Source organism: Streptomyces sp. NPDC028419 (genome assembly GCF_055565515.1).
Map to the genome: position 1 here is coordinate 1 of NZ_JBVHUE010000041.1, position 14,443 is coordinate 14,443.

5 protein-coding genes are annotated in these 14,443 nt (G+C 73.3%); 1 reads left to right on the plus strand and 4 read right to left on the minus strand.

What is annotated here, in order from left to right; translation table 11 throughout:
• The 4 genes from ACZ4UB_RS34145 to ACZ4UB_RS34160 all read right to left on the minus strand — a co-directional run.
• On the minus strand, positions 1–2,060 hold a 2,060-nt coding region (locus ACZ4UB_RS34145; protein WP_468076333.1), incomplete at its 3' end, for a condensation domain-containing protein.
• The gene (locus ACZ4UB_RS34150) at positions 2,060–8,362 is read right to left on the minus strand and encodes an amino acid adenylation domain-containing protein (RefSeq protein ID WP_468076335.1); all 6,303 of its coding nucleotides are present in this window, start codon (positions 8,360–8,362) and stop codon (positions 2,060–2,062) included. The genes ACZ4UB_RS34145 and ACZ4UB_RS34150, both read right to left, overlap by 1 nt.
• Before the next feature lie 287 nt (positions 8,363–8,649).
• Entirely contained in the window at positions 8,650–9,618 is a 969-nt protein-coding gene (locus tag ACZ4UB_RS34155) for a TauD/TfdA family dioxygenase (protein ID WP_468076337.1), read from the minus strand.
• Positions 9,615–13,595 (minus strand): PA14 domain-containing protein, encoded by a 3,981-nt coding sequence (locus tag ACZ4UB_RS34160; protein WP_468076339.1) that lies wholly within the window; start codon positions 13,593–13,595, stop codon positions 9,615–9,617. Before ACZ4UB_RS34160 ends, ACZ4UB_RS34155 begins: the two co-directional genes overlap by 4 nt.
• A 184-nt stretch (positions 13,596–13,779) precedes the next feature.
• On the opposite strand from ACZ4UB_RS34160, the gene ACZ4UB_RS34165 reads away from it, so the two are divergent.
• Complete coding sequence (locus ACZ4UB_RS34165) at positions 13,780–14,442, plus strand: response regulator (RefSeq protein ID WP_468076341.1); 663 nt, start codon at positions 13,780–13,782, stop codon at positions 14,440–14,442.
• Position 14,443: the final 1 nt, after the last annotated feature.

Sequence of the window (14,443 nt, forward strand, 5' to 3'; positions counted from 1 at the left end):
TCCGCCAACAGCTCACCCGCCAACGCCCCCACCTCGGGCACCACCAAAGCAGCACCCGAAGTCAACGCCATGCACAACTCCAACACCGACGCATCAAAACTCGGCGAAGAAAACTGCAACACCCGACTCGAACCCGACACCGCGAAACGCTCACGCACCGACGACGCGAACGCCGCCAAACCCGCATGCGTCACCACCACACCCTTCGGCACCCCCGTCGAACCCGACGTATAAATCACATACGCCGGCGAAGAAACCGACACCGGACCCGGAACAACCGAATCGCCCGGCTCCAACTCCGGCAACACCACCTCATCCACAACCACCACCACACCATCGAAACCCGCCACCACACCCGCGAACTCCGCACACGTCACCACCACCGACGGACGCGCGTCACCGAACATGAACTCCACACGCTCCGCCGGATAATCCGGATCCACCGGCAAAAACGCAGCACCCGCCCGCATCACCGCCAACGAAGCCACCACCGACTCCACCGAACGACCCAGAACCAGCGCCACAACCCCCTCAGCACCCACCCCCAAACCCACCAAATACGCGGCCAGACGCTCCACCCGAGCATCCAACTCCGCATACGACAACGACTCCCCCACCGACTCCACCGCCACCGCACCCGGAGTCCGCGCCACCTGCCCCGCGAACAACTCCGAAAACGTCACCGCCTCCGGCACCTCACCACCCGACACACCCCCACCCGACAACCACCGCGCTTCCTCACCCGACAACAACTCCACCGAACCCACCACACCCGACACACCACCGACCACCGACTCCAACACCCGCACCACACGAGCGGCGATCGACTCCACCACCCCACGCCCGAACACATCCGGACGGAAGCTGAACTGGAGCCGCAGACGGCCGTCCTCGATGTGCGCGATCAGGCACAGCGGGTAGTGGTTGGCGTCGATGACCTCGAAGTTCTCGATCCGCAGGCCGCCCGCCTGGGTGCGCAGCGCCTCCAGGTCGAAGGGGAAGTTCTCGAAGGCGACGTAGGTGTCGAACAGTTCCGCGTGCCCGGAGACCCGCTGGATGTCGCTCATGCCGAGGTGCTGGTGCGGCATCAGGTCCGTGTGCTCGCGTTGGATGCGACCGAGGACGTCGAGCAGCGGAGCCCGCGTCGGCACCTGGATCCGGACCGGCAGCGTGTTGATCAGCATGCCGACCATCCGCTCGGACCCGGTGATCTCCGGCGGGCGACCCGCGACGACCGTGCCGAAGACGACGTCCTCCCGGCCCGTGAGCGCGCCCAGCACGACGGCCCACGCGGCGTGGAGGGCCGTGTTGAAGGTCAGCCCGTGCCCGCGCAGCACGGCGGCGATCGCTTCCGTGGTGTCGGCCGGCAGGTCCAGGAACACCAGCTCGGGCTTGACGACGGCGTGCCCCTGCCCCTGGCCGCCGCCCAGCCGGGTCGGCTCGTCGAGGCCGGAGAGCGCCTGCTGCCACGCCGACTCGGCCGCGCCCCGGTCCTGCTTGGCCAGCCAGGCGAGGTAGTCCCGGTAGGGGGTGACCTTGGGCAGTGCGCGGTCGTCGCCCGCGTGGCCGTAGAGCTCGAAGAACTCGCCGAGCAGGACGGAGGTGGACCAGCCGTCGAGCAGCAGGTGGTGGAACGTCCACAGGAGCCGGTACGTCCCGTCGCCGAGGTCGATCAGGCGGAAGCGCATGAGGGGCGGACGGGCCAGGTCGAAGCGCCGGGCCTGCTCCTGGATCTGGAGGCGCTCCAGCTCGGCGGCCCGCTCGGGGGCGTCGAGGCCCGCCAGGTCGGTTTCCTCCCACGGCAGTTCGACCTGCCGGGCGACCACCTGGACGGGCCGGCTCTGCTTCGGGTGCAGGAAGCCGACCCGGAGGTTGGCGTGGCGGCGCAGCAGGGTGACGGCGCTGGCCCGCAGGGCCGCCACGTCGACGGTGCCGGCCAGGTCGAGGACGACCTGGACGGTGTACACGTCGTGGCCCTGCTCGTCGTACAGCGCGTGGAAGAGCAGGCCCTCCTGCAGCGGCGACAGGGGAAGGATGTCCTCGGGACCCGACTTCGTCATTACAACGTCCTCCACTCGGCTTCGAGCATGTCGATCTCGTCTTGGGAAAGTTCCACCAGAGCCAGGTCCGATGGGGTGTAGCCGCCGGCGTCCGGCGCCTGCGCGTGCTCGATGAGCGCGTCCAGCGCCCGGAACCACCCTTCGGCGAGCTCGCGCACGTCCGGTTCGGCGAGGAGCCGCTCCGGCCAGGTCCACGAGGCGAGGAGCCGTGGACCGTCGGGGTGCTCCTGGGCCAGGGCGTTGACCTCCACGACGTGCGTGAGCGCGAGCCGCGCGTCGCCGTCGCCGATGACGACCTGGGACTCGGCGGCCGGACCCCAGTCGGCGCTCGCCGTGTCGCCCGGGGCCGCGGCCCGCCCGAAGTAGTTGAAGAGCATCTGCGGCCGGGCGAGGGCCGCCAGTTCCGGCCCCGAGACGGGGTTGAGGTGGCGCAGCAGGCCGTAGCCGATGCCGCCGTCCGGCAGGGACCTCAGGTGTTCCTTCACGGTGCGCAGCGCGGCGCCCGCCGGCGCCCCGCCGGACCACAGCTCCTCGCGGTCCGCGACGTCGAGGTCGAGGCGGACGGGGTAGAGGCTGGTGAACCAGCCCACCGTGCGGGACAGGTCGAGGCCCTCGGCGATCTCCTCGCGGCCGTGCCCCTCGATGTCCAGGAGGACGTCCCCCGCGCCGGTCCGTCCGCGGCGCTCGCGCCAGTCGGTGACCGCCAGCGCGAGGGCGGTGACGAGGACGTCCTGGACGGTGGCGTGGAAGGCCGCGGGCACGCTGGTCAGCAGGCGCTGGGTCTGCTCGGTGGTCAGGCTCAGGCTCAGCTTCCTCGCGGTGCCCACGACGTCCTGCTCCGGGTCGAGTTCCGCGTCCACCAGGGTGGGGGCCGGAAGGCGCAGGGCCTCGGTCCAGAGCGTGGTCTCCGCCGCCACCCGGGTGTCCCGCAGGGCCTCCGAGCGCAGCAGATCCGCCCAGTGCCGCAGCGGTGTGCCCACCGGAGCCGGCTGCGGGTCCTTGTCGGCGACGACGGCTTCGTGGGCGGCGCGCAGGTCGGGGAGCAGGATCTGCCAGGACACCCCGTCCACCACGAGGTGGTGGGCGGCCAGGAGCAGCCTGCCGGGCCGCTCCGCGCCCGCGTCGAACCAGACGGCCTGGAGCATCACCCCCGCCTCCGGCGCCAGCCGTGACCAGGCCGCGCGGGCCTCGGCGCCGATGACCTCGCCGAGCCGGTCGTCCGCCAGGGTGGTGATGTCGACCGTCCGCAGCAGCCGTTCAGCCCGTACGTCCGCGCGCCCGGCGATCTCGTAGGTGCACGGCTGGCTCCCGGTTCCCGGCCGGCGGCACATGCGCAGGGCGTCGTGCCGGTCGAGCACCGCCTGGAGCGCGGTGGTCAGCTCCCCCGCGTCGAGGCCGGCGGGCACCTGGAGCAGCATCGACTGGTTGAAGGTGTCGACGGGGCCGCCGCGGTCCTCCAACCAGCGCATGATCGGGGTCGCGGTCAGCTCGCCGATGCCGGCGTCCGTGTCGAAGACGACGGGACCCGCGGCCAGCGGCGTGACCACTTCGGCGAGCCGGGCCACCGTCTTGTGTTCGAAGACGTCCCGGGGTGAGAGGTCGAGCCCCAGCCGTCGGGCCTTGCTGACCAGTTGGATCGAGAGGATGCTGTCGCCGCCCAGCTCGAAGAAGCTCTCCTCCAGGCCGACGCCGGCGAGTCCCAGTACGTCGGCGAACAGGGCGGCGAGGGCTTCCTCCCGCTCGTCGCGGGGAGCGCCGTCGGCTTCGGCCGTACCGAACTGCGGCGCGGGAAGCGCGCGGCGGTCGAGTTTGCCGTTCGGGGTGACCGGCATGCCGGCGAGGACGACGAACGCCGCGGGCACCATGTAGTCGGGAACGGCGGCGGCCACGTGCCGGCGCAGCTCCGCGGCCTCGGTCCGCCGGCCCTCCTCGGGCACCACGTAGGCCACCAGCAGTTTGCGCCCGGGCTCGTCCTCCCTGACCGCGAGCGCGACCCGGGCCACGTCCGGGTGGGCCGCCAGGACGGACTCGATCTCTCCGAGTTCGATGCGGAAGCCGCGCAGCTTGACCTGTTCGTCGGCGCGGCCGAGGAACTCCAACTGCCCGTCGGCGCGCCAGCGGACCAGGTCGCCGGTCCGGTACATCCGGCCGCCGTCCGCGCCGTAGGGGTCCGCGACGAAGCGCTCGGCCGTCAGGCCGGGCCGGCCCAGGTATCCGCGGGCCAGGCCCGCCCCGGCCACGTACAGGTCACCGGCCACGCCCCGGGGCACGGGTTGCAGGGCCGCGTCCAGGGCGTAGACGCGGGTGTCGCGGATCGGGCCGCCGATCGGGGGCGTGCCCGCGTCGGCGGTGAGCGGGTGGCTCATGGTCGCGCAGACGGTCGTCTCGGTGGGGCCGTAGGCATTGATCATCCTGCGGCCGGGCGCGAAGCGGGCCACGAGCTCCGGTGCGCACGCTTCGCCGGCCACCACGAGGGTCATCCCGGCCGGGACCTGAGCGGTGGTCAGCACCGCCAGGGCGACCGGGGGGATGGTGGCGTGGGTGACGCCGTGCCGGGCGAGCACGTCGGCCAGGTCCTCGCCCGGCAGCAGTCGCTCGGCCGGGGCCAGGACCAGGGCGGCTCCGGTCAGGAGCCCCATGCACAGTTCCCAGAAGGCCGCGTCGAAGCTCGGCGAGGCGAACTGCAGGACGCGGCTGCCCGGACCGACGCCCAGGTGCACCGCCTGCGACCGGGCCAGGCTCGCGACGCCGGCGTGGGAGACCACCACGCCCTTGGGCCGACCGGTCGAACCCGAGGTGTAGATCACGTACGCGGCCCCGGACGGCGCGGCCTGCGGCGCCGCGAGCGGGGCGGGTGCCCCGTAGGCCACTTCGTCGATCAGGAGGACCGGTACGCCCGCGCCGGGGAGGTTCCCGGCGGTCTCCCGGACGCTCACGAGCAGGGCCGGGGCGGAGTCCTCCAGGATGTAGGCGATGCGTTCCACCGGGTAGTCGATGTCCACCGGCACGTACGCCGCACCCGCCTTGAGGACGGCGAGCACCGCCACGACGAACTCCACCGACCGCGGCAGGGCCACCGCGACGCGGCTCTCCGGGCCGACGCCGTACTCGGCGAGCAGCGCCGCGAGGGTGTTCGTGCGGGCGTCCAGTTCGGCGTAGCTCAGCACGGTGTCCTCGAAGAGCACCGCGGGTGCTTCCGGGGTGAGCGCCGCCCGCGCCGAGAAGATCTCCGGGAAGCTCCCGCCGGGTGCCGTCCCGCTCGTGGTGTCGTTGAACTCGACGAGGATGCGCCGCCGTTCGTCGGCGGACAGCACGTCGAGCCGGCTCACCGGCCGCCGGGGATCGGCCGCCGCGGCGTCGAGCAGGCGCAGCAGACGCTCCCCGATCGCTTCGACGGTCTCCCGGTCGAAGAGGTCGCGGCTGTATTCGAGGCGCGCCGCGATGCCGGCCGGCGTGCCGTCCGTGCGCAGCGATTCCTCGGCGCCGAAGACCAGGTCGACCTTGATCAGGCCGGGGTCGACCTGCTGCGGGACGGCCGTCAGGCCGGGCAGTGCCAGGGTGGCGGGTTGGGAGGTGTCCACGTCGAGCATGACCTGGAAGAGCGGGTTGCGGGAGCGGGAGCGCTCGGGGCCCAGCGCCTCGACCAGTCGCTCGAAGGGAACGTCCTGGTGGGCCTGCGCCCCCAGGGTGCTCTCGCGCACCCGGGCGAGCAGCTCGCCGAAGGTCGGGTCCCCCGACACGTCCGTGCGGAAGACGAGGGTGTTGACGAAGCAGCCGATGAGGTCGTCCAGCGCGGAGTCGGTGCGTCCGGCGACGGGAGCGCCGATCGGGATGTCCTGGCCGGCGCCCAGCTTGCTCAGCAGCAGTGCCACGGCGCCCTGGAACACCATGAACAGGCTCACCTGGTGCTCCTGTGCGAGGGCGGTGAGCCGCGCGTGCAGGGCGGCGTCGACGTCGAAGCGGACGATCTCCCCGCGCTGGCTCAGCTCGGCCGGCCGCGGCCGGTCCACCGGCAGCGCGATCTCTTCCGGCAGGTCGCCCAGCGTCTCCTGCCAGTAGCGCAGTTGCTCGGCGACGGGGCTGCGCGGATCGTCCTCGGCGCCGAGGAGCTCGCGCTGCCACAGGGTGAAGTCGGCGTACTGGACGGGCAGCGGCTCGAAGTGGGGTGCGAGCCCCTGCACCCGGGCGGCGTAGGCCCGTTCGAGGTCACGGGCGAGGGGGGTCAGCGACAGGCCGTCCCCGATGATGTGGTGCAGGATCACCAGCAGGACGTGGTCCTCGGGGCCGACCTCCAGCAACAGCGGCCGGATCGGCGGGGCCGCCGCCAGGTCGAAGCCCTCGGCGACGGCCTCCGCGACCGTGCGGTCGAGGTCGTCCGCCGCGACCCGCCGGTCCCGCAGCACCGGTCGTGCCGCCTCGGGGGCGAGGACCTGCTGGCGCGGCCTGCCCTCGGTGTCGGGGAAGAAGGTGCGCAGGCTCTCGTGCCGGGCGACGACGTCGGCGAGGGCCTCCGCGAGCGCCGCTCGGTCCAGCCGGCCGCCGAGGCGCAGGGCGAGGCCCATGTTGTAGGCGCCCGTGGCTCCTTGGAACCGGTCGATGAACCAGAGGCGCTGCTGTGCGGGCGACAGCGGGACCTCGGCGGGCCGCGGCATGGGCGCCACCGAACGGCGGGCGCGGCGGGCGCCTTCGATCCGCCCCGCCAGGGCTGCCGCCGTCGGCTCCTCGAAGACCGTGCGGATCGACAGCTCGGCGCCGAAGACCTCGCGGATCCGGCTGAGGAGGCGGATGGCGCTCAGCGACTGGCCGCCGAGGGCGAAGAAGTCGTCGTCGAGACCGACCCGCGGCACGCCGAGCACCTCGGCGACCAGCGCGCACAGCCGCTCCTCGCGCGGGGTGCCCGGTGCCCGGTAGGGCGCGGGCTCCCGGCGGCGGTCCCCGTCGGCGGCCGCGGCGGCCGCGGGGTCCGCGGGCGGCGTCCAGTGCGCGGGCAGGGGCAGGTCGAGTGCGTCGAGCCGCTGGTCGGGGTCGGCGGCGGCGAGGGTGGAGAGGAAGCCGACGAGCCCGTCGCGGTGTCCGCGGGCCGCGTTCGCGTCGTACAGGTCGGCGTTGGCGTGGAGGTCGACGAGGAAGCCGTCGTTCGCCTCGCGGTTGTCCACGATCAGCGAGAGGTCCTCCTCGGGGCCGATCGAGAAGCCGCGCACCGTGGCCGGGTGGCCCGCGAAGGAGAGTCGCTGGCCGTACATGATGAGGTTGATCTCGGGGCCCCAGAGCCTCTTGCGCTCCCCCACCCGGTCCAGGTCGCGGTGGATGTCCTCGTAGCGGTAGCGCTGGTGGCGCAGGACGGTGTGGACCTCGTCGCTCGCGGCGCGCAGCAGCTGCGCCACGGTGGTGTCCGCGCGGACCGTGAGGCGGACGGGTACGGCGTTGGACACCATGCCGGGGGTGGCCCGGGCGACCGCGTCGGGGCGGGCGGCGACGGCGAGGCCGAGCACGACGTCCTCGACGCCGGTGAGGCGGTGCAGGTAGGCGGCGATGCCCGCGACCGCCGCCGTCGGCCAGCTGACCCCGATCTCCCGGGACAGGGCGCGCAGCGCGTCGGCCGCGGCGGCGGACACCTCGCCGGTCTGCCGGACGTGATCGGTCGGCACCCGGGTGGGGCGCGGGGCGAGGCTCACCGGGGCGGGGAGGGCCGCGAGGTGTTCGGTCCAGAACGCGCGGTCCGCGGCGAACCGTTCGGAGCCCCGGTAGTCGGCGTCCTGCTCGACGAGCCGGGCGAAGGGGTGGAACGGCGTGGCCGGCGCCTCCTCGCCCGCCGCCATCGCCGTGTAGAGCGAGGCGACCCGGGCGACGATCAGGGACCAGCTGTAGCCGTCGACGATCGCGTGGTGCACGCGGCTGAACCACGTGTGGCGGTCCGCGGCGAGCTTGATCAGGCCGAAGGTGAAGAGCGGACCCCCGGCGAGGTCGACCGGCTCCGCGGTGCGGGCGAGCATCCACTCCTCGGCGGCGGCCGCGGGGTCGGCCAGGGAACTCACGTCCAGCGCGTGCAGCAGCTCCCGCGGCGCGGGGGCGATGACCTGGAGCGGTCCGTCGGGGCCCGCCACGAAGCGGATCCGCAGGGTCTGCGCCTCGTCGACCACGCGGCGCAGCGCGGCCTCGAAGACCTCCGGATCGACCCCACCGTGTATCTCCACGCATTCCGCGATGCTGTACATGGGGTTGTCCGGATTCATCTGCTGCGCGAGCCACATGCCGGACTGGGCGGCCGTCAACGGCATTTCGTACCGATTCTGATCGGCCATTGCCATCCACCTCGATTGCGTAAGCGCGACGAAACATCCGGCACCCACACTACGAAGATCTGCACCGACGGCTTCGGGCTCATGAAAAACTTCGATCCGCCCTGAATCGCATATCGAAGAATGTAAATCGAGCTGTTGGGGGCGGGGTTCGCCGCGTAGGGGGGGCGGCGCCCGCGGGCCGGGAACGCCGAATGCCCGGCCGGGGGGAGGCCGGGCATCAGGGCCCTGAACCGGCGGGGGTTCCGGTCCCGGGACCGGGCGCTCCGTGGCGGGCGCCCGGCGGTCGGTCAGCTCGTGCGCCGGGTCATGGCGACGAGCACCTTGCGCTCGCCGGTGAAGGGGCGCCGGCCGTGCGTGGTGAGGATGTTGTCCACCATCATCAGGTCCCCGGTGGCCCATTCCTCGGCCAGCGTCGCCTCCTGGTAGGCGGCGGTGATGACGGCGTGCTCGTCGGCGGTGATGGGCGTGCCGTCGCCGTAGTAGGCGTTGCGCGGCAGGCCGTCCGCCCCGCAGAGCTCCAGCAGGCCCTCCCGCACGTCTTCCGGGAGGGCGTTGACGTGGAAGAGGTGCGCCTGGTTGAACCACACCCGCTTCCCGGTCACCGGGTGCACGATCAGCGCCGGCCGGCGCTGTCGCGTGCGCAGGACGTCACCGTCCCAGTCGGTCACGATGGCGTGGTCGGCGCAGTAGCTCTCCACCTCGCCCTTGTCCTCGGTCTGGAACCCCTCCTGCCAGGAGAGGCCCATGCCCTGGCGGTACGTCCTGGTGTAGAGCACCCCGTGTGCGGCGAAGCGTTCCACCAGGGCGACCGGGAGGCGGTCGAGAACCGCCGCGCTGTCGGCCACCGGGGTCTCGCCGCCGCTCCGCGCGGCCAGCGCGCAATAGAAGAAGACGTTGTGCGGCCAGGATTCCGAATAGGCCGCTTCGTTGTGCTGGGGAATCGTTTGATCGGCCGGATATTCGGTGGAGGTGTACACGTTTCCGGTGACCCGGCTGCGCGGCGTGGAGCGCTCGTTGTACTCCAGGGTCTCCCCTCCGATCTCCGCGGCGAGTTCGGCGAGTTCGGCCTGCTCGGCCAGGGCGCTGTCCTTGACCATCACCGCGCCGTGCTCGTACATCGCGGCGCGCAGGGCCCCGGTGTTGCGCCGGAACCAGTCCCGGCGGTCACCGTCGTGCAGCGGGGTGACGCGGACCAGTCGGGTCCCGCCGTGCTCGACGACCTCGGTGTCCGCCGCGGTGAACTGCTCTGCCGTCACTTGTCCTCCTCCTTCAGGCCGACTCCGTCGACGCTCACGTGGTTGATCGGATCGCCGGATCCGTAGTCGTAGGGGTTGGCGAAGGGACCGTGCGTCACGGGTCCCGAGAACCGGCCGGTGACGGGCTCCAGGACGCGGGTGCGCAGGAAGTACGCCGCGTTGCTCCCGGCGTGCTCGTAGCGGACCTCGTACTGGCCCAGCCAGGCGTAGTCGTTCTCGCCGGGCAGGTTGTCCGGTACGTGGTCGGCGTCCACGCGGCCGTCGGCGAGCAGTGCCTCCCCGTAGGGCCCGTAGCGGTAGAGGTCGCCCCGCTGGCGGCCGTCGGCGCCGGCGACGAGGAAGACGTCACCGCGGACGGTGGGCAGGTTCCAGCTGGCCTCGCCCCGGTACGAACGCCCCTTGGCCACGTGGACCACCCCGCCCGGCAGTGCGACGGTGCGGGTCAGGAGCCTCTTGTCGCGGTCCATGACGAGGTCGAGCTGGGGGTCGGCGGCGCTGGTGTACCCGTACAGCAAGGTGGCCGCGGCCGGTCCCTGTGCGATCGTCCGGCCCGCGTGCAGGTCGAGCATGTCGCCCGGGTAGGAGATCACGGCCGGGTCGGGACCTCCGGCGCTCTTGCCGATGTAGCGCTCGGCGGCGTCGAAGAGCTGGCCCGTCGGCGTCCCGCCCAGGTCGTAGCCGGCCAGGGCGCCGGCGACGCTGTAGCGGGGGTGGTCGATCACCTGGGCGCCGGTGGTCGCCAGCAGCCGGTCGGCGCCGTCGTAGCAGTAGTGGGTGGTGGCGGTGCCGGACGCCGTGCGGTCGACGAGGGCGACCCGGTTGCCGTTCGCTCCCGCGTTCGCGGCGGTGCCCGCGGGGCAGTCGGTGGCGGCGGGCGAGGTGAAGTCGTAGCCGTAGTGGTGCCCGGTGACGTAGGCGTCGACGAGCCGGCCGACCGCGTCGTAGCGGTAGTTGGGGCCGTCCGGGCGCGGGTCCTCGCCCGCCGTCGACTCGTCGACGATGGTGCCGGACCGGGACCGGGTGACCGTGCTGGCGAGCGTGCGCCCGTCCGCGAGGGTCCACTTCTTGGCGACCGTCCGGCCCTGCGGGTCGCGTTCCACGGCGAGCCGCGCGCCGTTCGCGTAGTCCACGGCGGCGACGTCCCCGCCCGCGTCGTGACGGACGGAAGCGAGCGCGGTGCCGTCGAGCGACACGGCCTGGATCCGGCCGGCCGCGTCGTAGCGGAGGGTCTTGACCTGCGGTGCGTCGAGCGGCGTCGGCAGCGTCACGCGCTCGCGGACGAGTCGCCCGGCGCGGTCGTACTCCGTGTCCGTGCGGGTGCCGTGGACGTCGGTGAAGCGCGTCGTGCGGCCCAGCAGGTCGGTGGTGAAGCTGACGGTGCCGAGGCTGTCGGTGGCGCGCGACGCCAGCGGGTCGCCCCCGACCGCGAGGTCGAACCGCACGGTCCGCGCCGGGGCGTTGGCGTCCGCGGGCACGGCGGTGGCGGACATCCGGCCGCGCGCGTCGTAGGTGACGCACGTCCAGTCCTTGGCGCCGTTGGTCACGGCGATCGGCAGGCCCCGTGCGCTGAAGACGAGCTTCTCCACCCGCGTCGAGCCGGTCGCCGGATCGGGCAGGCTGACGGACTTCGGCAGACCGCGCTGGGGGGCGGGGTCGTGCGCGGGCGTGCAGGGGTTGTCGGCGTCCTCCGTCGGCCCGTAGTAGGCGGTGGTCTTCTTCCCGCCGCCGGGCGCGACCTGGGCCGTCAGCCGGAAGGCCTCGTCGAACTCGTAGCCGGTGCTCAGGGCCAGGCCGTCGGGGTCGGCGACGGTGGCCAGGGGCAGACCGATGGGGCCCAGCCGGGTCTCGACGACCTGCTGCGGCACGCCGTCGGAGTCCGCGCGCTCGGTCCGCGATCCCGTCGGACCGTACGAGGTGGTCGTGGCCGCGACCTTGGCGCAGGCGCCGGGGGCCGGGGTGAGCGGGCGCAGGTCCGCGCCGAAGCACTCGCGCGGGCCGGGCCCGTACGACCCCGTGGGCATGCCGTTCCCGTCGTACACGGTCGTGCTCATGCGGCCGGCGGCGTCGGTCGTCGACGCCGGGGCGTCGGTGGCCGTCCAGGTGAAGCGCTCGGTGCGCAGGGTCGCGTCCGTGTCCGTGGCCAGCCGGCCCGCGGGGTCGAAGGTCACCTCGCGGGTCCAGCCCTGCGGCGTGCCGATGCCGGCGGTGCGCACCTGCGCCGAGCCGGGCGAGACGGTGTAGGAGTGCTGGGGGCGCCGCTCGGGGTGGCCGGTGGTGCCCGCCGGGTCGGGTGCGGTCACCTCGGCCACCGCTGCCGAAGCCCCGCGGTAGGCGATCTGGTACTGGGCGGCCGCGGTGTCGCGCCCGCGGGGGCCGGCCGCGATCCAGTCCATGACGAGCGGCGGGCGCACGGCCGTGAGCCGGTGGTCCGCCGCGAAGCCGAAGTCGGTCGTCTCCTCACCCGGGTTGACGAAGCGGACCAACTTCCCGCCCCGGTAGACGAGTTGGGTCGTGCCCGCCGAGGGGACCCGGACGGCGCAGACGTAGCCGGCCGGCGCCGCGCCGTCCGCGCACTCCGTACTGCCGGCGTAGAAGAACGTGAGCCCGCTGTCCTCGGCGCTCTGGATCCCCGCGCGCGCGGCGTCCGTACCGGCCGTGCGCCGCTCGGGCGCCGGCGCCTTGCGGGCACCGCGGGCCGGGGCCGCGGACGGGGCGGGTTCCGCGCCCCGGGAGACCTTCCCGGCCGCCGGGTCGCTCGCGTCGGCGGCGTTCGCCGCCTTGGCGGCGTTGGCCGCGTTCGCCGCGCCGGCCGTGTCCGGGCCGGCCGCGCCCGGTGTCACGCTCCATCCCGGCGGCAGCACGGCGCCGGCCGGTTGCAGCCAGGACGCCGGTACCGGAACGGATCGGCCCGCCCGGCTGATCCACAGCCCGGCCTCCGCGCCGCCGGCGCCGCGGCGGTACTCGACCGTGACGTCGTGGGCCTGCCCGGCCCGGAGCGCGACGCCCCGGCCGTACACCTCGCGGGCGCCGGCGGGGTGCGTGCCCCGCCATTCGTCGAGGACCGGCCGGCCGTCCACGAGGATCCGCACGCCGCCGTCGTAGGAGCCGCCGAGCCGGTAGACACCGTCGGCGGGCACCTGCAACCGCCCGGTCCACCGGACGCGGAAGGGCGCGGCGGGCGCGCCCCCCGGGTAGGCGGCCTCGGCGCCCCAGCGGAAGCCGATGCGGGAGTCGGTCCGTACGAACGCCGCCTTCTCGCCGGCGGCGATGCCGGAGTCCGCGTCACCGGGGTAGTACGAGCCGGTCAGCCCCGCCGAGGTGGCGACGGCCTGGGAGTCGTAGCGGAAGGTCGCCCCCAGGACGCCGGAACCGGAGTACACCTGCGGTGTCGTGACGGAGACGGCGGCGTTCCCCGTGGGCAGGGCGACCGTGACGGGGCCGAGGGTGTCCGTGGGCACCGGGCCGCCGGGGGCCTGGGCACCGAGCCGCTGGTTCAGGGAGAAGGAACGGGTGGGGGCATCGGCGCCGGCGCGCCCGCCGCGGTCCTTGGTCCGCACGGTCCACTTGTACTGTCCGCCGTCCTTCAGCAGTCCGGCCGGAACCTGCCACTGCGGAGCGTCGATCCAGCCGGACGAGGTGACCAGGCCGGTGCGCGCGGTGGCTCCGTCGGAGACGACGAACTCGTAGGCGGCCGCGCCGCTCCGCGGCTCGGCGGCGAGCCGGGGCACGGAGTCGGTGAGGGCGGCCCCGTCGGCGGGTCCGGTGGGGGCCGGCGCGGCCGGGCCTCCCGTGAGCGCTCCGGAGCCGCCGGCGAACTCGCCCGACGGCCAGGCCGGTTGGACGGGCAGGCCCGCGGGGGCCGCCAGGAACGCCGAGCGGGACGCCGGGGTCTTCCCGCCGGATCCGGCCGCCGCGGGGGACTCGGCGCCGAGCAGGGTGAGGCAGAGTGCCGCCATGGCGGTCGTCGTGGTCAGCACTCTGAGTTTTCCGGGGGGAGCCATACCCATTCACCACTCCAAAACATCGGGCCGGCGCCGTGCGTGGCGCTCGGGTCGCAACCCTCCCGAGGCTGTCAGTGGCCGAATCCCGAGCGAAGCCCGCAGAGAATCTTTGAATACGCCGCGTTGGTGACCTGCGCGACCTGCAACTACGGTGCTGGACGTGACGATCCGCATACTTCTCGCAGACGATCAGGAAGCCGTCCGCATCGGTTTCCGTTTGATCCTGGACAGCCAGCCGGACATGGAGGTCGTCGGCGAGGCGGCCGACGGTGTCCAAGCCCTCGCCCTCGCGGAGGAGTTGAAGCCGGACATCGTGCTCGCCGACATCCGCATGCCGCGCCTAGACGGACTGGAGGTGACGCGACGGCTCGCCGGCCCCCAGGTCAAGGAGCCCGTGCGGGTGGTCGTCGTCACCACCTTCGACCTCGACGAGTACGTGCACACCGCGCTGCGCAACGGTGCCTGCGGGTTCCTGCTGAAGCGGTCGGGAACGACGCTGCTCATCGAAGCGGTGCGCGCCGCGATGGCGGGCGACACCCTGATCAGCCCGTCACTGACCGTGCGCCTTCTCAAACACCTGCACCGTCCCGCGCAGGCGAGGGCCGTCGGCGCGGCGGGGCAGCCGGTCGAGGCGTTGACGGAGCGCGAGACGGAGATCGCCCGGCTGGTGGCCAAGGGTTTCACCAACGCGGAGATCGGTACCGAGCTCTTCATCTCGGCCGGCACCGCCAAGACCCACGTCGCCAACATCCAGCGCAAGCTCGACTCCCGCAACCGGGTCGGCATCGCGGCCTGGGTGTGGGACAACGGCCTCGCCGGCTGAT